Origin of the sequence: Aeribacillus sp. FSL W8-0870, assembly GCF_037963755.1 — a bacterium.
GTDB classification, from domain to species: domain Bacteria; phylum Bacillota; class Bacilli; order Bacillales; family Aeribacillaceae; genus Aeribacillus; species Aeribacillus composti.
In genome coordinates, this window is record NZ_CP150165.1 from 3,676,601 (window position 1) to 3,696,193 (window position 19,593).

Genomic DNA, 19,593 nt, shown 5'->3' on the forward strand with positions numbered 1-19,593 from the left:
TTTTCATCCCCTCGTTTTTTTAAATATAATGACACTTTCCACACTTTTAGTATTTACTCTATATTTTCTGATTTTTGGATTTATTTCTGCCATTGAAACTTTCGATTCAAAATCCTCTTTACAATATTGAGTCCATCCTAAACCTTTTGTCATTTCAATTATAATTTGTGGTAAGTTAACATGTACATCCTTATAATATGAGTCTTGAACAACAAAGACACCATATCCATTTCGCTTCAACACACGATTAATTTCTACAATCGACTTATAAATTGAATCAAAATATTGCAAATATGTTTTGTAATAATAAGTTTTTGATGCTTTGGAATTATGGCTACTAATTTTTGATAATGTTTCAAGGCATGTTTTTCCCCAATTACTATTTAATGTTGGAATACTTTCATTAATGACAGGTGATCCAATCATTCTTTTCCTTAATTTCTCCATTTCCTCAATTGGACATCCTATAAGAGCTAATTCTAAACTAGTTAAAACAGCATAATCAATTCTTGTACAATATGGTGGAGAGGTAATGACTGCATCTATTTCATTATCTTTAAGAGGAATATTATCCGATGATGCTATATCTATTTTCGTTAAGCGTTCTAAATCAACATAACAATCTGATTCATGTTCAAATTGATTTATCATAAATTCAACTTGATATTGGAACTCCCTAAAAATATCCTCTTTTTTTAAATCAACCCTTTCCTCTGGAGATTTTGGTTTCTTAATCCAAGTAGGGTTAGATGATCTAAATTTTTCCAAAAATTTTTTCAAGGCTCTAAATAATGCAACATAAAAAAAGGCAGCCACACTGTTTATAGATTCCAAACTCTCTTCATAAAAAATTATCAAATATTCATCTTTATCACATGCAATCTGTTGAATCGCTCTTTCAATATTTCTAAACACTTTTGCACTCTTTGGTGTTAGCCAAATTTCTAGTGGTTCAGGCGAAATCCAAGGATACTTCCAATAGTATTTTGCTTTCTTTATTATTTTTTCACATATCATTAATAACTTTGGTATAGAATTTCTATTAACGCACCTCGCCTTTGAAACTATTACCATAATAGGATTAATATCAAATCCTATCGAATAATATTTATTTTCTGCCGCAACTTGAGTTGTTGTTCCACTTCCGTTCCAAGGATCTAATATAATATCCCCTTCTTGTAGATTAAGGATATCTAAAATATTTTTAACAAATCGAGGTGAATATCCTGCATAATACTCATACCACGCTGTTTTCCCAAATTTGTACAAAAAATCTCTCTTAGGATTGTTAGACACTCCCAATAACATCATAACCTCATCCTTATGTCTTTTCTATAAAAATATTGTTTACACTATTATAACGCGTAATTAACATAAGATTCCTTCATTATATTTATCATAAAGTTCTTCATCAATTTACCCTAAAATAAAAAAGTCCTAATCATACTTGTTAAAGACACTTCATCCACTATGTATACTTCAATTTTTTGTTCGATAAAATTTGCTAAATCCAAATTTTCTGTTTGATATAAAAACCAATTCTTTCCATAACACCTATTCTTCGATTTTTTCGCAAATAAAAAATAAAAGTCTTGCTAAAAAAAGTGGGTTCAAAGCTTGAAGGAGAAGGATTTCCCCTTCTCCCCTGTCTTCCTGTTTTTTCGCAAAATTTTATTTTCAATCACAAATGTTTATTTTAAAGTTATAGCTTTTTTACGAGCAACGCACAGCACTCCACATGCGCCGTATGCGGGAACATGTCGACTGGCTGGACCTCTTTTGTTTCGTAGCCGCCTTGTTCTAGGATGGCAATGTCACGCGCTAATGTCGCCGGGTTGCAGGAGACGTAGACGACTTTTTTTGGTTTCATTACTATAATTGTTTGAAGCAGTGAATGATCGCAGCCTTTTCGAGGAGGATCCACGACGATGACGTCTGCGCGAATTCCTTGTGCATGCCATTTGGGCATGATCTCCTCTGCTTGACCGACGGCAAATTCAACGTTCTCGATGCCGTTTAGTTTTGCATTTCGTTTGGCATCTTCAATGGCATCGGGCACAATTTCCACGCCGTACACTTTTTTAGCTTTTTGCGCAAGGAAGAGTGAAATCGTTCCGATCCCGCAATAGGCGTCGATGACCGTTTCTTCTCCTGTAAGTTCGGCGTATTCTAACGCTTTTTCGTAAAGCGCCTTCGTCTGTTCAGGGTTCACTTGGTAAAAAGATCGTGCGGAAATGGCAAACTTAATTGATCCGATGTAATCATATATATATTCCAAACCCGAAAGCAGCTTTGTTTCTTCGCCAAATATGACGTTTGTCCGTTTCGGGTTTATGTTTTGGACAATCGATCGAATGTTTGGAAATTTAGCGGTAATTTCAGCTAAAATTTTCTTTTTATGTGGAAAATCAGCTGTTCGGGTAACGAAAACAAGCATCGCTTGCTTTGTTTGATACCCGTAGCGGACAACGATATGGCGCAGCCATCCTTGATGGGTTTGTTCGTTGTAAGCCCGGATATGATAGCGGTTCAATATCGCTTTAACTTCTCGGACAATTCGATCGTTTTCCGTCTGCTGAATGAGACATCTCTCCATATCGATAATTTCGTGCGTTCTTTGCTGATAAAAGCCTGCAATCAGGGCGCCTTCCCGCTCCCCGATTGGAACCTGTGCTTTATTTCGATAATTCCAAGGATCGCTCATTCCGATCGTTGGATGAACCGTGACTTTTTCTACATCCACTTTTCCGATGCGGGCAAGCGTTTCTTTTACTATTTTTTGCTTATGGCGCAGTTGGCCGTCATAGCTTACATGCTGAAGCTGGCAGCCTCCGCATTGTTTATATATGGGACAAGGCGCATCTGCCCGATCCGGGCTTGTTTCCGATAATTTCATGAGACGTCCGTATCCATAGCCTTTTTTTACTTTGACAACTTTGACTGTTCCCTTTTCTCCAGGCAAAGCATTCGGGACAAATAAAGGAAAGCCGTTGATTTTGGCTACTCCTGCCCCGTCATGTGTTAAATCTTCAAACACTACATCGTAATAATCATTTTTCTTCACTGGTGCTTCCATGTTGTTTTCTTCCTTTTTGATCAGAATGAACTGAAAAAATTGTATCACAACCGTAAAAATGACCCAAGTGATTTTATTATTGTCATAATAGGAAATACTATTGTAATGAAAATATAAAAGGGCGGCACGTAACATTGGTTGATGAAAAATCGTCTATATTAGCTGAAGGAGTGAATTTACATGGATCAAAGTTTTAAAGAGTCACTCATCGAACAGCTTATTGCCAACGGTGTTTACAAAGGGGAAGATGGACAACAATTATATGAATTGAACGTCATTGAGTTGTTAAAACTTGTCAATAAAATTGAAAGCGATCATTACCATTATGGAAAATAAAAATTTCGTTTTTCCAGCTTGAAAGCAAGGCTGTAAAAACAGCTGCACCTTTCTTTCATTACATTTTGTTTAACAAGCTGCCTGCAAAGCTTTTGCAGTGGTTTTTTTAAGCAAAATGTTGCAGACAAGTCATATAAATCGTTGAAATTAGCGCGGGGAGCCGCATTTCATCTATTCAAAAACGGTAAAGAGCAGCCTATTCGCTGCTCTTTTCAATTGGCGCGTTTTTTTCTGCTTTTTCTTTCGACATGATGATCTCAATATATTGATACAGGTTTTCAAATTCAGCAGGCAGGAGTCCTCCGTATTCGCCGTCCAAGTTTAACTGCATTTTGTCTTCTGTCTTTACTTTTATCCGATTGGCTTTTGTATAAATTACATTTTCACTGTGAATATGCTCGCCTTTTAATGCCAAGCTGGCAAGGCGAATAAACTCTGCGAGGCTGACTTTTTTCAAAATCAGTAAATCAAACATACCATCATTTAAAATTGAGTCTGGAGCCAGCTTTTCAAACCCTCCGACCGAATTTGTCAAGCTGATTAAAAACAGCATGATCTCTCCTTGAAACAGCTTGCCATCATATTCAATTTCCACCTCTGTCGGATGGATGGAAGGGAGCATTTCAATGCCCTTTAAATAATAAGCAAGCTGTCCTAAAACGGTCTTTAATTTGCTTGGAACGTCATAAGTAAGCTCTGTTAATTTTCCGCCGCCGGCAATATTAATAAAATATTGGTTATTCACTTTTCCAATGTCTATTTTCCTTTTTACGCCGTTCAGCAGCGTATCGACTGCGTGCAAAATATTGTCGCGGGGAATGCCGATTGCACGGGCAAAATCGTTTGTAGTTCCGACGGGGATGATTCCGAGCGTCGGACGATTTTCCATGACTGCGAGCCCGTTCACAACTTCGTTCACCGTACCGTCTCCACCCGCAGCGATAATGAGGTCAAACCCGCGTTCAGCAGCCTGTTTCGCTGCGTTTGTCGCATCTCCTTCACCGGTAGTAGCATGGCACGATGTTTCATAGCCGGCCTCTTCAAATTTAGCAAGAACTTCAGGGAGCTGTTTTTTGAAAGCCTCTCGACCAGATGTGGGGTTATAAATGATTCTTGCGCGTTTCATTCACATCATCCTATACTATCCATTTCTATTGTAAAAATAGAATCATTAATAGATTATTCCTTTTTGCCAAAACAAACAAGTTTTTTCTATCATTTGTGTTCATTTATACTACTTTTGTCAATAAACGTTTATTCTATTTTTATTTTGATAAAACTGTTCGCCATTTAAACACTTTTTTCAAATTCCAGCTTCAAAAATTCACGGATGGGTTTTATTTCCATTTTACTATAAATAAAACACCCAGCTGCTAAGCTGAGCGTCTATTAAAATTATCGTTTCTTTATTTCTTGTAATAACAATTTGTTTACTAATTGCGGGTTGGCTTGCCCCTTCGTTTTTTTCATAATTTGACCGACTAGAAAGCCAATCGCTTTATCTTTTCCGTTTTTAAAGTCGGTAACCGATTGCTCATTTTCATCCAATGTTTCGATTACAAGCTTTAAGATGGCACCTTCATCAGAAATTTGAACAAGCCCTTTTTCTTTCACGATTTTTTCAGGGTCTCCACCTTTTTCAATCAGCTCTTTGAACACTTTTTTCGCGATTTTGGAGGAGATGGTTCCATTTTCGATCAGCTTGATCATTCCTGCAAGACTTTCCGGGGTGAGCGCCACTTCAGACAACTCTTTTTGCTCTGCATTTAAATATGCTGATACTTCTCCCATCAGCCAGTTAGAAGCTTGTTTCGCATCAGCTCCGGCTTTAACTGTTGCTTCAAAGAAATCAGACATTTCTTTCGTCATTGTCAGCACTTTAGCATCATACGCTGGGAGTCCAAGCTCTTCAACATATCGTTTTTGGCGCGCATCCGGCAGCTCCGGAATCGATGACCGGACTCTTTCTTTCCACTCATCATCAATGTAAAGAGTGACTAAATCAGGTTCAGGAAAATAACGATAATCGTCTGATCCTTCTTTAACGCGCATTAAAATCGTTTTCCCTGTAGCCTCATCAAAACGGCGTGTTTCTTGTTGAATGACTCCGCCGGATAAAAGCACTTCCGCCTGACGTTTTTCTTCATATTCGAGCCCTTTGCGCACAAAGTTAAATGAGTTTAAGTTTTTCAATTCTGTTTTTGTGCCAAATTCTTTTTGTCCGATCGGGCGGAGCGAAATGTTTGCGTCGCAGCGAAGAGATCCTTCTTCCATTTTACAGTCGGATACGCCAGTATATTGAATAATCGATTTTAATTTTTCCAAATATGCATAGGCTTCTTCAGGTGAGCGGATGTCCGGCTCTGATACAATTTCAATCAGCGGTGTTCCTTGACGGTTAAAGTCTACAAGAGAATAGCCGTCGCCAGTATGCGTCAATTTGCCAGCATCCTCTTCTAAATGAAGGCGCGTAATGCCGATTTTCTTTTTCTTTCCGTTCACTTCAATTTCAATCCAGCCGTTTTGACCGATCGGCTGATCATATTGGGAAATTTGATATGCTTTCGGGTTGTCCGGATAAAAATAGTTTTTCCGGTCAAACTTTGTATAAGTAGCCACTTCGCAGTTCAATGCCATCGCAGCTTTCATTGCGAATTCAACGGCTTCTTTATTTAAAACGGGCAAAACTCCCGGGTATCCGAGGTCAATGACCGTTGTGTTTGTATTTGGTTCAGCACCGAAAGCGTTTGGTGCACTGGAAAAGATTTTCGATTTCGTTTTCAATTCCACATGTACTTCAAGTCCGATGACCGTTTCAAAGTTCATTAGTTCTCACCCCTTACAGTTCCGGTTTTTGTTTATGGAAGTCTGTTGCTTGTTCGTATGCATGGGCAACGCGATAAACGGTGCTCTCGTCAAAATGCTTGCCGATGATTTGCAATCCCAGCGGCAGGCCGTTGGCAAATCCGCAAGGTACGGAAATAGCAGGAACTCCCGCAAGGTTCACATTGATTGTTAAAATATCGTTCGCATACATCGTGAGTGGATCGTCAATTTTTTCGCCGATTTTAAATGCTGGAGTCGGGGTTGTCGGTCCGATGATGACGTCATATTTTTCAAAAACGTCTTCAAAATCTTTCTTAATAAGCGTGCGCACTTGCTGCGCTTTTTTGTAATATGCATCATAATATCCAGAGCTTAATGCAAATGTACCGAGCATAATGCGGCGTTTTACCTCATTTCCAAAGCCTTCCGCGCGTGTTTGTTTATACATATCGATCAAGGTTTCAGCGTTGTCGGAGCGATAGCCGTAGCGGACTCCGTCAAAACGGGCGAGATTCGCAGATGCTTCGGATGAGGCAAGCAAATAATATGTAGCAATACCGTATTTGGAATGCGGCAAAGATACTTCTTCCCATTCTGCGCCCAATCCTTCGAGTACTTTTAAAGCAGCCAGTACGGCCTCGCGCGACTCACGGCTTACCCCTTCACCTAAATACTCTTTTGGAACCGCAATTTTCAGCCCTTTAATATCTCCAGTTAAAGCGGATATATAATCAGGAACTTCCACATTTGCACTTGTGGAATCCATTGGATCAAGACCTGAAATGACTTGAAGAAGGTAAGCGTTGTCTTCAACAGTTCTTGTTATCGGTCCGATTTGATCTAATGAAGACGCGAATGCGACTAATCCGAAACGGGAGACTCGTCCATATGTAGGCTTCAAGCCAACAACCCCGCAGAATGCTGCCGGCTGGCGAATCGAGCCGCCTGTATCAGAGCCTAGTGCAAACGGAACTTCTCCTGCGCTGACAGCCGCTGCGCTGCCGCCGCTGGAACCGCCTGGAACCGCTTCTAAATTCCATGGGTTTTTCGTCTTTTTAAATGCGGACGTTTCAGTGGATGATCCCATCGCAAACTCATCCATGTTTAATTTGCCGATCGTAATCGCTTCAGCTTCTTCCAGCTTGCGCATAACTGTTGCATCATAAATTGGGTCAAAGTTTTCAAGAATTTTGCTTGCACAGGTTGTGCGTAAATCCTTTGTCACAATGTTATCTTTAATTCCTATCGGCATGCCAAACAATAAACCGTATGTATCTTTTTTTCCTATTTCATTATCCAGTTGTTTTGCTTTTTCTCGGGCTCGTTCTTCATCGAGGGTTAAGAAAGCTTCTACCTTTCCGTCGACTTCTTGAATGCGCTTGTAAGACTCATCGACAAGATCGGAGACGGAAATTTCTTTTCGGTGCAGCATTTGTTTTAATTCAGATATTTTATGATCAAACAGAGCCATGTTCGCTTCGTCCTCCTTACTCAAGAATGGCTGGTACGCGGAATTGTCCGTCTTTTTGGTCAGGAGCATTTTTCAACGCAACTTCCCGTGGAAGACCCGGCTCAGGTTGATCTTCGCGCATGACATTTTTCATATCCAAAACGTGGGAAGTTGGTTGAACGTTCTCCGTATCCAATTCATTTAACTGCTCAGCAAACGTTATAATCGCGTCAAGCTGATTGGTAAACATCTCTGCTTCCTCTTCCGTAATTGCCAAGCGGGCAAGATGAGCAACATGTTTTACTTGTTCTTTCGAAATGCGTGACATCCCAATTCACCTCCACTTTTTCGAACACACTGCAATACTCTGATAATATCAAATTTTAGCCAGATAAAGCAACACCCCCGAAATGTTGAAACAATATTGCACGAAGGCAGGCTGAAAAAAGCCCCTTTACAGATGATTTTCTTTTCACATGTAATTTTCAAAACGTCGAAGGACTTCAGCCAAAAATTCAAATATAGGTACATTCGTCCAAACGTTTTATTCATTCGTGAATATAAAAGTATTGTACGGTACATTATTCGGAGGTGAAAAACATGAGTTTTGGATTCGGTTCTTGTCAAGGCTACGGTTACGGAGGATATGACGGTGGATTCGGGTACGGTGGTGGATTCGGACACGGTGGTGGATTTGCCCTTATAGTAGTATTGTTCATTTTGTTGATCATTGTAGGTACTGCTTTTGTAAAGTGGTGAACACCGTTTAACCAAATGCCCGCCAAAAAACGATCAATATAAAGGTGATTTCAAAATCCCCCCTTTTTGAAATCACCTGTTTTTTTATTGAAAAACATGAACTGTCGGTTTTTCCTGCCCTGGCTCTCTAACGATGAGCGCTTCCGGACCTCTTGAAGAGTTGATGGTCACTTCAAGAGAAATATAGTCTTTATAATATTCTACAACTTTCCCAGTTAAAAATTGTGTAAAGGCGATGACTTCTGTTTTTCCGTAAAACTGAACCGGTATTTCTATTTTCATTTGCTTCATTTCACCGTCTTGATAAAAAGCTTTCCCAATGATGCCTGTGTAGTTAGGGAAAAAGTCTTCAATATCTCCTTTTAAACGTTTAAATGTGTTGGCATCGTCCGGTTTTTTCTTTGTCCCCTCTTCAGATGGGAAAAAGTAATACTCTTCGTTAATATTTTCCCATTTTCCAATATTTTCACTTCCGCCATCAACGATTGTTCTTGCAAAAAAATGTCCTGGAACAATCGAAGATTTAGGCGCTTGTTCGTAAAGGGAAACAACAATCGGCACTTTTTCTAATCCTTCTATATTTCGAAGCCTCTTCACAACCACTTGTGCAATTTCCTTCCCTTTCTTTTCAACGGTAGCCTTGTCTATTTTATTTTCTTTTTGGATGCCGTCTTCCGTGCGGTAATAATAAACAGAATTCAAGGCCAAACCGATCGACACTCCGCCAAGCTCAAGTGTTTTTTCATCTTTTTTTACAAGGTAATTATGTTCAAGTATATGCGTTACATAAATGGGGCTTTTTTCGGAGCTTTCTGGCGGATTTAAACCTTCATTTTTGAAAGATTTATCCTTTCTTTTCGCTTCTTCCAAATCTTTTCCTTCCAGCTTGCGGCCAAGCCAGTTTTGGACAGTTTTTTTGTCTAAATATTGTCCTTCTTGAAACACATATTTATCCGTCGGAAACTTGTCGCTGGCCATCCGCATAAGACCAGTTTCAAATTCATCGATATCAAATCTTGTATTGAGATTGCTTGCCACAAGCCCCCGCGCTTCACTCGTTTTAAAAGGCACGAGCATCTTATAATAATCTTCCGAAATTCTGTATTTCGGAATAATTGCTTTTTCCTCCGTTGATTCTTCCGTCTCTTGTACAATTTGCTCCGGTTCTCCAATGTCCTGCGAGCATGCACTGAGCACAGCCATGCACGCTGCCGCTATAATCAAAAGTTTTTTCAAGGTACCTTCCCTCTCCTATTTCCTTAATTCTTCAAGCAAACGAGACTCATCCCAGACTTCTATGTTTAATTCGCGAGCTTTTGCGAGCTTGCTGCCGGCATCTTCACCAGCGATCACAAGATCTGTTTTTTTGCTCACACTGCCAGTAACTTTTCCGCCTCTTGCTTCAATTTGTTCTTTTGCTTCATTGCGGGACATTTCAGCAAGCTTCCCTGTTAAAACGATTGTCTTTCCGGCAAAGTATGAATCTTTTTCTTCTGAATTTGTCCGTTTCGGACCTTTATACGTCATATTGACACCGAATGACTTTAATTCTTCAATCAATTCTTTTACTTCAGGCTGTTCAAAAAAAGTAGCGATGGAATCAGCCATTTTTTCTCCAATTTCTGGTATGCTGATTAATTGTTCTCTTGTTGCGCTTTGCAGTCGCTCCATTGTTTCAAAATGCTCTGCTAAAATTTTTGCGGCTTTTTCTCCGACATAGCGAATGCCTAGCCCGAATAAAAGGCGCTCCAGCGAATTTTCCTTCGACCGTTCAATCGCATGTAACAAATTATCCGTTGATTTTTCACCCATCCGTTCAAGCTGAAGCAATTGAGATTTTGTTAATTTGTATAAATCCGCTACATCTTGAATCAAACCTTCTTTAAACAATTGGGTGATGACGCGTTCCCCTAATCCTTCAATATTCATCGCATTTCGGGAAACAAAATGGATGAGACCTTCGCGAATTTGCGCCGGACATTTTGGATTAATGCATCTAAGCGCAACTTCTCCTTCTAACCGGACCAGCTCGCTATTGCATTCAGGACAGTGCGAAGGCATCCGAAAATCCTGTTCATTGCCTGTTCTTCTGTCAACAAGAACATTTACAATTTCAGGAATGATGTCCCCGGCTTTTTTCACGACGACGAAGTCCCCAAGTTTAATATCTTTTTCCCGAATCAAATCTTCATTATGAAGGGAAGCTCGTTTGACGGTTGTCCCGGCAACCTTTACAGGCTCTAAGATCGCTGTTGGGGTAATGACGCCGGTGCGTCCGACAGCGAGTTCAATATCCAGCAGCTTCGTCACTACCTCTTCTGCCGGAAACTTATAGGCAATCGCCCATCTCGGGCTTTTCGCAGTTGCCCCGAGCGCTTCCTGCTGACGCAAACTATCAACCTTAATTACAACTCCGTCAATATCATACGGAAGCTGAGACCGCTTTTCCAACAATTGATCAAGCAGCTCGATCACTTCGTCGATGTTTTTGCATTTTCTGCGTTCATGATTTGTTTTAAAGCCGAGTTCATCAAGCAAGTCCAATCCTTCACTATGAGAAGACACTCCGGTATCGCCAAGCTCTGCTATGTTATAGACGAAAATATCTAAGTTTCGTTTCGCGGCAATTTTTGGGTCTAGCTGGCGCAAGGAACCAGCAGCAGCGTTTCTTGGATTGGCAAATGGGACTTCCCCTTTTGCAATCCGCTCCTCATTTAATTTTTCAAATGATGCTTTCGGCATAAATGCTTCTCCGCGCACTTCAATCGATAAATTTTTCTTTAGTCTCAAAGGGATCGAGCGGATCGTTTTTAAATTTTCCGTGATATCTTCCCCGGTCGTGCCGTCTCCTCGTGTTGATCCTTGTACAAACAGGCCGTTTTCATATCGAAGGGAAACCGCCAGTCCGTCAATTTTCAGCTCCACAACATATTCGACATCCCCAACTGCTTGACGGACTCGCCTGTCAAAGTCACGCAAGTCCTGCTCATTAAAAGCGTTTGCCAAACTCAGCATCGGCACGCGGTGCTCCACTTTTCGGAAAGCATCTAAAACAGCGCCCCCCACACGCTGGGAGGGAGAATCAGGGGTTTTCAGCTCAGGATATTTTTCCTCAAGTTCAATAAGTTCTCTCATGAGCCGGTCATACTCTGCGTCAGGAACAGACGGATTGTCAAGAACGTGATATTCATAATTATATTGATTCAAAAGCTTGTGCAATTCTTTTACACGGTTTTCTGCCGTACGTTTATCCATATGTGTCAATTCCTTCCTTCAAATAGTTACTGTACTTTTTCAATTGGTGCAAATTTAGCAAGCAACCGTTTAATGCCGACAGGACTTGGAAATGCCACGTCAAGTTCTTGATCCTCCCCATCGCCTTTCACTCGGACGACAACACCGACACCCCATTTTCCGTGCACGGCTTTATCACCTACTGACCAAGCCTTTACATCTCCTCCCGTTGATTTGGCTCCGATTGTTCTATTCAGTTTCGGCTTTGGAGATTTCTTTTCATTTAAGTCTTCTAAAACCTCTTTCGGCATCTCTTCAATAAAACGAGATTCCGGGTTCATGTTTGTTCTTCCGAAAAGGGTCCTCATTTTCGCATTTGTTACATACAATTCTTCCTCTGCCCGCGTTATCCCGACGTATGCCAGCCGGCGCTCTTCCTCCATTTCCGCCTCTTCCATCAAGGCTCGGCTGTGAGGAAATACACCTTCTTCCATCCCGATCATAAATACAACCGGAAACTCCAAACCTTTTGCCGAATGGATCGTCATCAATAACACGGAATCTTTCGGCTCCGATTGCTCTTCATCAATGCGGTCAATGTCCGCAATCAAGGCCAAATCCGTTAAAAAGGCGACAAGGCTTTTGTCCTCATTTTGTTTTTCAAAGTTTTGAGTTACAGATAAAAATTCATCAATGTTCTCTAAACGACCTTGGGCTTCCAATGTTTTTTCCTGCTTAAGCATCTCCCTGTAGCCGGTTCTGTCAAGAATCTCTTCCACAAGCTCAGTGACGGACACATAGTCTTGTATTTGTGACAGCTGCTGGATCAATTCACGGAATTCCGTCAACACTTTCATAGCACGAGTGCTGACTCCGATATGTTCCATTTCTTCTAAAGCAGCAAACATCGAGATGCCTTGCTGGGCTGCATAATTCATTATTTTTTCAACGGTTGATGCACCGATGCCCCGTTTCGGAACATTGATGATTCGCACCAAACTAATATCATCATTCTGGTTTGCCACTAGACGCATGTATGCAAGAATATCCTTGATTTCTTTCCGGTCATAGAACTTAATGCCGCCGACAATTTTATAATCAATATTCGATTTTAACAGCACTTCCTCTATGACACGGGACTGTGCATTTGTACGATACAATACAGCAATATCGGAAAGTTTTCTTTTGCCTGATTGGACGAGCTCTTGAATTTGCTTGGCGACAAACTGGGCCTCCCCAATTTCGTGATCGGCCCGGTAGTAAACAATTTTTTTCCCTTCAGGGTTTTCCGTCCATAAATTTTTCGGCTTTCTGTTCATATTATTTTTAATGACTTCATTGGCCGCATGCAAAATACGCTTGGTAGAACGATAATTTTGTTCAAGCAAAATCACTTTAGCGTTCGGATAATCTTTTTCAAACGATAAAATGTTTCCGATGTCCGCCCCTCGCCAGCGATAAATCGATTGATCCGAATCGCCGACAACACAAATATTTTGAAAACGGGATGCCAGCATCTTTACAAGCGTGTATTGTGCGCGGTTTGTATCTTGATATTCATCAACATGAATGTATTGAAATTTCCGCTGATAATATTCAAGTACTTCTGGAACACGTTGAAAAAGCAGTATCGTTGACATAATGAGGTCATCAAAATCAAGAGCTTGGTTTTTCAACAATTTTTTTTGGTAGTCGATATAGATATCGCTGACAATTTGCTCCCACACATCTCCTGCTTGACGAGCAAATTCCTCCGGGGAAATGAGATCGTTTTTCGCGCTGCTGATAGTGCCGAGAATGGCTCGAGGATCATATTTTTTAGGATCAATGTTTCGTTCTTTTAAAATCCCTTTGATGACAGACAATTGGTCTGATGTATCCAATATCGTAAAATTGCGATTGACGCCGATCCGGTCAATATCTCGGCGAAGGATTCGCACGCACATCGAGTGAAAAGTGGAAATCCATATTTCCTCAGCGCCAGGGCCAAGCAGTTGTTCAATCCGGTCTTTCATTTCCCTCGCTGCTTTATTTGTGAAGGTAATAGCAAGAATATTCCAAGGTGCTACCCCTTTTTCTGCCATTAAATAAGCGATCCGGTGGGTGAGAACCCTCGTCTTGCCGCTGCCTGCACCCGCCATTATTAAAAGAGGACCTTCCGTATGTTTCGTCGCTTTTTGCTGCTGTTCATTCAAACCTGAGAGGAGCTGCTCAGTCAAAAAATGCATTCAACACTCACCTCATTTTCACTTTCTTTACCCTTTAACAGCGCGGACAGTTTCAAGCGCTGATTGTAAATTTTCATAAATGGCATTCCCGACAACGATGATGTCAGCGTGCTCGGCCATTTCTTTTGCTTGCGCAGCATTTTGAATGCCGCCCCCATAAATAAGCCTAGTATTCGTTAAAACCGATTTCGCTGCTTTTACTGCTTCAACATTGCCGTACGTTCCGCTATATTCTAAATAAAAGAGCGGAAGATGAAACATGTTTTCCGCCATTCTCGCATACGCTTTAATATCATCCAAATTAAGCTCCGTCTTTGCTTCGGTCAATTTTGCCGCTTTACACTCTCCATTTAAAATGCAATAACCTTCCATTAAAATATCATTCCAGTTCATAATGTCACCAAACTCTTTCATTGCTTGGTGATGCAGCTCCGTAATCCATGTAGTATTTCGGCTGTTTAAAACCGTCGGAATAAAATACAAATCAAATCCTGGAACAATCGATTCTAAATTCGATACTTCCAGCACGCATGGAACGAGAAAACGCCGCACCCGCGAAAGCAAAGAAAGAACATTATCTTCCGTTACATTGTCGCTTCCTCCAATGATAACAGCGTCCGTTTTTGATTCACAAATTTTTTCAAGCTGTTCATCGGAAATGGCTTTATCCGGATCGAGCTTAAACACATGTCTCCACTCGTTCACATCATACATACATAATCCTCCATTTCATATACCATTTCATTATTATATCAAATTATAATAGGACAAAAAAATGGTGAATCAATGAAAGTCTGTAGATGTATTAGAAAGAGTTTTTTTAATATGAGAGGGGGTTTTTTTTAAGCTATGTTGAAGAAGCCTTTCAGAGTTTTAAAAGTTCTAAACTAAAAAAGAGCTGCTGATTTCACCCAGCAGCCCAAATTTATGACGAAGCGTTGTCATCTTTAATTCTTTCAAGCGCCATTGCATAAGCATCATTTCCGTAATTCAAGCACCGCTTTACCCGGGAGATTGTCGCTGTCGATGCACCTGTTTCTGTTTCAATTTTATGATACGTATAGCCTTCCTGAAGCATTCTTGCAACTTCAAACCGTTGGGCAAGCGATTGGATTTCATTGACGGTGCAAAGGTCATCAAAAAAACGGTAGCATTCCTCCAAATCTCTTAAAGAAAGGATAGCCCGGAACAATTGGTCTAACTCTCTCCCCCGCAGCTTGTCAATTTGCATGCATCATTCTCCTTTCTCAGCTGAATTTTGAAAAGCCTTATCCAAATCTGGCACGATATTGATCCAAGTATGGCCGGGAACTAATTTTACTTGTTCTTCATTTTCATAAGGAAGGATGCGTCCGTTCACATTTTTCCAATCGACCCTTTTCATCATACCTTTTTGCAAAAGAATTCCCTCGCCCCCAGAGTTTAAATCAATCGTTCTGCGACCGTAATCATCAAGAAAACGATGATCCGTTTGGACAATAAAAATGTTGTCTAAAAGAACAGGTTCTTCCGTTTCGCGATCGACTGTCAGTTCGTCCCCGGAATACCGCTTATACCGGCCTAGCTGCTGATCGAATACATATTTAATGCGCCATTCCGGTTTAGAACCATAGGAAACAACAGCTTCTAACATTTCTTCTCCAGAAATGCCGCTTATTTCTTCATCTGAAAGAAAAGGCAACGGGGCAACTTCCTTTGTCATTGAATACCCGTTTTCTTTTGCTCCTTTTACGACATTTTCAAAAGAAATATACGAGTTATGAGGAGCTTTCCGGGTTGAATCCCGCCAAAACAGCGTACCATCATAAAACAGACCGTTTAAATAGTCTAGATGCTCTGACTCCAGCATTTCTTTAGCAGTGGGACTCCAGCCGTGGCTGATATAAATTGCTTCATACCCTTTACTCAAATCGACAAAATATTCCCGCGCACTTCTGACTGGACCGATAATTTTTGGCTTCTCGCTTTGATAAATGGCTAAAAAGCGCGTGATCGTGCCTTCAGCTAAAGCCTCGTAAACAATATCCGCTTTATTTAATCCTGATTGAGGCCTCGCTTTCGGATGGTTGTTAATCGTGACAGCAATTGGGCGGCTGTCAATGCTTCCGGTCGCAGCATTTCCTGTCAAAGGGCTTACGGCTGTTTCTTTTTCAACTGGCTGATTTTCAGATGATGACGGTTCGTCATTTGTTTTCTCTTTTTCTTTTTCATTTGTGCAAGCTGTTATAAAGACAAAGAAAAGCATCGTAAATAAAATCAATGTTCTTTTCATTCATTCACAACCTTAACTAATTTATCCCTTTTATATTTTAACGTATTATTGTCGGAAAGAGTATTGTTTTTTTCATAACATCATAAATTCCTTCCTGTGTAACCCGGATATATGGTAAATGTGTGCAGGATAAAAAGAGCAGGCTGTGAATCGGGTCTAAAAATTTATAGCCCTTTTCTCGCATAATTTGGACTAAACCATTTTCCTCCTTAATGAGATCTTTAAATTTTTTCGATGACGCAGCGCCGTTAATGTTAAGAGGCATTTCATAAATCACTTGGCCATTTTCCGTTATTACTATTCCCCCGCCGATTTCTTTCAATCTGGAAAATGCATGCATCATATCTTGTTTGTTTTTCCCTATCAACACCACATCTCCAGTCGTTGAATAAGTGCTTGCAAAGCCTTTTATCCCCTTTACGAAGCCTTTTAACATTGTATTGATCCGCCATTTCCCTTTTTTATCGATGACAGCGAGGAAGCTTTCGTCATGATCTAGCGGAAGTTCATCAACGAAGTTGTCAATAGTGATGGAATACGGCTCAATAATAACCGTGTTTCTCATTTTTAATCCCATCGGCATAGAAAATTGAAGATCATCCATTGTCAAATCCCAATCAATTTCAAGCGGTGCAACTTCATATTTGTTCCAGTCTGCTTGAGGGAAATGATCAAACACCTGACCGTCCTTATGAATCCATTTCCCTTTCGCCAAAACAGCCACTGGGTTCGGGTTATTTTTCGCTTCCAGAAAATTTATGGAGGCTAACCTGCCAGGACCGATTACTCCCAATTTTGAATCAAGCATATAATATCTAGCAACATTGTACGTTGCCATTTTATAAGCCTCAAACTCTGGAATTCCGGCCTCCAGCGCTATTTGAATGGTCTGATTAATCATTCCATTTTCATAAAAAGCAGGCGTTGAACCATCCGTTGTAAAAAACATTTCGTCAAAACGATTAACTCCAAATGCAAGCAGCTCTTCCAACAATTTCGGCAAATCCGGCCGTATTGAAGAATAGCGGAGCGGCACGCTGTATCCGCATAACAATCGATTGTATACTTCTTCTCCGCTAATAGATTCGTGATCGGAATCGACACCAAATAATTTCATTTTTGTCAATGTTTTTCGAGAAGCCCCTGGAAAATGGCCTTCTACACGCTTCCCGACCTTTTTTGTCTCATGAATCCAGTGTAAAAACAAGTCGTCCCCTAAAAGAAGCTTTGGCCAGCCTGTCAATTCTCCTCCTTGAATAACGGCTGGATGCTCGATCCATTGTTTCACGACATCTGGCGGAATGAGTTGATCTTCTTCTCTGCATTCCGTTTGCAAGTCATAGCGGGCCCACCAAAAAAACTGAACTGGAGAAGATTGCATATCTTCAACAAAAGAAAACGCTTTCTTTTTTGGGAATTGTAATAGCAAAAATAGGTTATCGCATATTAGTGTTGTAGTTCCCGTTTGCGATACATGTTGTGCAAGCGAATGAGGATTATATAATTGAAACGGATGGGCGTGCGGTTCAATATAGCCAGGAACTAAATAAAGTCCTTTGCAATCAAATATTTCCGTATTTGCTGTTTTTTCCGGCTCCTCATTGCCGACATAAATAATGCGGTCTTTATAAATCCAAATATTTGACTTCACCCACTGGTTTAAATATGGATGTAAAAATACTGCATTTTTCAACCACAAGGTTGGTGCTAATCTATTTGAAACGACATCTATATGTTCACGAATTTCATGGGCTTTCCAAAAAGCACCAGATCGCATGATCTGCTCAGTCCTCCTCAATTAAAAGTAATTACTCAAAATAGTGACTCTGTTACTTTATATATTAACATATGAAAAATATTAAAGCACTAAAGTTTCTTACAAAATTTTGAACTTGGGATAACGGTGCAGAGGCTTTCTTGATTGATCGTTTCCTAATAGAAGAAACGCTGGTTTATTTTTAATAATGAGCGGTCAAAATAGGAAGTTGTTTAAGAAGAAGCTATGTCAAAAATGCCGATTACATTCCTTTATAAAATGAAAAGGACAGGAACAACCTCCTGTCCCATTGGAAAGGTTTATAAAATATGTGGTAGATATGTCTTTTATTTATTAGTATTCATCGGTTCGGAATATTGAAAGCCAAATTCGTTATAGTGCGCGATAGCCGATGTCTTTACGATAAAACAAACCTTCCGTCTCAAGCTCTTTTAATTGCTTGTACACTTTTTCTTGCGCATTTTTTAAATTATCTCCAAATGACGCCACAAGGTATACACGACCCCCGTCTGTTACAAATTGGCCGCCTTCCTCTTTTGTTCCGGCATGGAATAAAAGGGCATCCGCACCAACCTTTAACAAACCGATCGGTGTTCCTTTCTTATAGCTGCCCGGATAGCCTTCCGCCGCCACAACGACTCCCAACACCGCTTGATCTGTCCATTCAAGTTCAACCGATTCTCCTTTTAACACTTTCAACATCACATCGATAAGGTCTGATTTTAGCCGAGGAAGAACTACCTGTGTTTCTGGATCTCCAAAACGCGCATTGAATTCAATCACCTTCGGGCCGTCTTTTGTCAGCATGAGACCGGCATAAAGAATACCGGTAAATGCCGCTCCTTCATTTTTCAAAGCTTTCGCTACCGGCTTTAAAATTTTCTCTACAGACTCATGAACAACATCATCAGAAATTTGCGGGACAGGAGAATAAGCCCCCATTCCACCTGTATTCGGTCCTTTGTCTCCGTCAAAGGCCCGCTTATGATCCTGCGCAATCACCATCGGGTAAATGTTTTCTCCGTTTACAAAAGCCATAAGGGAAAACTCTTCACCTGTCAAAAATTCTTCAATTACAACAGATTTTCCTGCTTCTCCCAGCTTATTTTCCTTTAAATAGCCGGACAGCGTGTCAATTGCTTCTTCATTTGTCGTCGCAACAACGACACCTTTTCCCGCCGCAAGCCCATCCGCTTTAATCACAATCGGGGCGCCTTTTTCTTCTACATATTGCTTCGCTTTGGCAAAATCAGAGAACGTTTCATAATTGGCAGTCGGAATGTTATATTTTTTCATTAAATTTTTTGCAAATGATTTGCTTCCTTCAATAATTGCCGCTTCTTTCCTCGGTCCGAATACAGTTAATCCAGCGTCTTCAAATTCGTTGACAATACCGTTCATTAAAGGAATTTCAGGACCGACAATGGTTAAATCAATGTTGTTTGTTTTGGCAAATTGGATTAATTCGTCTGTTTGTTCTTCTGAAATCGGAACTCTTATTGCAACGTCTTTCATACCATCATTGCCAGGCGCGACATACACTTTTTCAACGAGAGGGCTTTTGGCCGCCTTCCAAGCGATCGCATGCTCACGGCCCCCTTTTCCAATAACAAGTACTTTCATCATCAGTCATCC

The 19,593-nt window shown here is 40.5% G+C and carries 16 protein-coding genes; 2 read left to right on the plus strand and 14 right to left on the minus strand.

The genetic code is table 11. From position 1 onward, the window contains the following. Nucleotides 1-3: 3 nt before the first annotated feature. Together NSU02_RS17750 and rlmD are read right to left on the minus strand one after the other, a co-directional pair. Entirely contained in the window at nt 4-1,311 is a 1,308-nt protein-coding gene (locus NSU02_RS17750; protein WP_339193444.1) for a DNA methyltransferase, read from the minus strand. 391 nt (nt 1,312-1,702) lie between these two features. Further along, complete coding sequence (gene rlmD / locus NSU02_RS17755) at nt 1,703-3,076, minus strand: 23S rRNA (uracil(1939)-C(5))-methyltransferase RlmD (protein WP_339193446.1); 1,374 nt, start codon at nt 3,074-3,076, stop codon at nt 1,703-1,705. Between the two features lie 180 nt (nt 3,077-3,256). Between rlmD and NSU02_RS17760 the strand changes: the two genes are divergently transcribed. Continuing rightward, a complete protein-coding gene (locus tag NSU02_RS17760) occupies nt 3,257-3,412 on the plus strand; it encodes a Fur-regulated basic protein FbpA (RefSeq protein WP_082829588.1) in 156 nt (51 codons plus the stop codon). Nucleotides 3,413-3,608: 196 nt separating this feature from the next. Here the strand turns inward: NSU02_RS17760 and NSU02_RS17765 are convergent, their stop codons facing one another. The 4 genes from NSU02_RS17765 to gatC form a co-directional block, all read right to left on the minus strand. Then, the gene (locus NSU02_RS17765) at nt 3,609-4,538 is read right to left on the minus strand and encodes a diacylglycerol kinase (protein ID WP_063388805.1); all 930 of its coding nucleotides are present in this window, start codon (nt 4,536-4,538) and stop codon (nt 3,609-3,611) included. A 269-nt stretch (nt 4,539-4,807) separates the two neighbouring features. Further along, a complete protein-coding gene (gene gatB, locus NSU02_RS17770) occupies nt 4,808-6,238 on the minus strand; it encodes an Asp-tRNA(Asn)/Glu-tRNA(Gln) amidotransferase subunit GatB (protein WP_063388806.1) in 1,431 nt (476 codons plus the stop codon). 13 nt (nt 6,239-6,251) lie between these two features. Then, entirely contained in the window at nt 6,252-7,709 is a 1,458-nt protein-coding gene (gene gatA, locus NSU02_RS17775; protein WP_094244375.1) for an Asp-tRNA(Asn)/Glu-tRNA(Gln) amidotransferase subunit GatA, read from the minus strand. Between the two features lie 16 nt (nt 7,710-7,725). Continuing rightward, nucleotides 7,726-8,016 (minus strand): Asp-tRNA(Asn)/Glu-tRNA(Gln) amidotransferase subunit GatC, encoded by a 291-nt coding sequence (gene gatC, locus NSU02_RS17780; RefSeq protein WP_063388808.1) that lies wholly within the window; start codon nt 8,014-8,016, stop codon nt 7,726-7,728. Between the two features lie 272 nt (nt 8,017-8,288). On the opposite strand from gatC, the gene NSU02_RS17785 reads away from it, so the two are divergent. Further along, nucleotides 8,289-8,447, plus strand: a complete 159-nt coding sequence (locus NSU02_RS17785) for a YjcZ family sporulation protein (protein ID WP_082829587.1) — start codon at nt 8,289-8,291, stop codon at nt 8,445-8,447. 84 nt (nt 8,448-8,531) lie between these two features. On the opposite strand, the gene NSU02_RS17790 is transcribed toward NSU02_RS17785, so the two are convergent. From NSU02_RS17790 to purD, 8 genes are all read right to left on the minus strand, one after another. Beyond that, nucleotides 8,532-9,683, minus strand: a complete 1,152-nt coding sequence (locus tag NSU02_RS17790; RefSeq protein WP_339193449.1) for a CamS family sex pheromone protein — start codon at nt 9,681-9,683, stop codon at nt 8,532-8,534. Nucleotides 9,684-9,698: 15 nt separating this feature from the next. Beyond that, nucleotides 9,699-11,702: an NAD-dependent DNA ligase LigA gene (ligA, locus tag NSU02_RS17795; protein WP_339193451.1), complete on the minus strand. Its 2,004-nt coding sequence runs from the start codon at nt 11,700-11,702 to the stop codon at nt 9,699-9,701. 26 nt (nt 11,703-11,728) lie between these two features. Then, nucleotides 11,729-13,909, minus strand: coding sequence for a DNA helicase PcrA (gene pcrA / locus NSU02_RS17800; protein ID WP_339193452.1), 2,181 nt, complete (start codon nt 13,907-13,909; stop codon nt 11,729-11,731). Between the two features lie 27 nt (nt 13,910-13,936). Then, a complete protein-coding gene (locus NSU02_RS17805; protein WP_066250770.1) occupies nt 13,937-14,623 on the minus strand; it encodes a heptaprenylglyceryl phosphate synthase in 687 nt (228 codons plus the stop codon). 211 nt (nt 14,624-14,834) lie between these two features. Beyond that, a complete protein-coding gene (locus tag NSU02_RS17810; RefSeq protein WP_063388817.1) occupies nt 14,835-15,140 on the minus strand; it encodes a YerC/YecD family TrpR-related protein in 306 nt (101 codons plus the stop codon). Nucleotides 15,141-15,143: 3 nt separating this feature from the next. Further along, entirely contained in the window at nt 15,144-16,181 is a 1,038-nt protein-coding gene (locus tag NSU02_RS17815; protein ID WP_066250766.1) for a DUF3048 domain-containing protein, read from the minus strand. A gap of 37 nt (nt 16,182-16,218) precedes the next feature. After that, nucleotides 16,219-17,958 (minus strand): adenine deaminase C-terminal domain-containing protein, encoded by a 1,740-nt coding sequence (locus NSU02_RS17820; RefSeq protein ID WP_339193455.1) that lies wholly within the window; start codon nt 17,956-17,958, stop codon nt 16,219-16,221. A gap of 372 nt (nt 17,959-18,330) precedes the next feature. Further along, entirely contained in the window at nt 18,331-19,581 is a 1,251-nt protein-coding gene (purD, locus tag NSU02_RS17825) for a phosphoribosylamine--glycine ligase (RefSeq protein WP_339195842.1), read from the minus strand. Nucleotides 19,582-19,593: the final 12 nt, after the last annotated feature.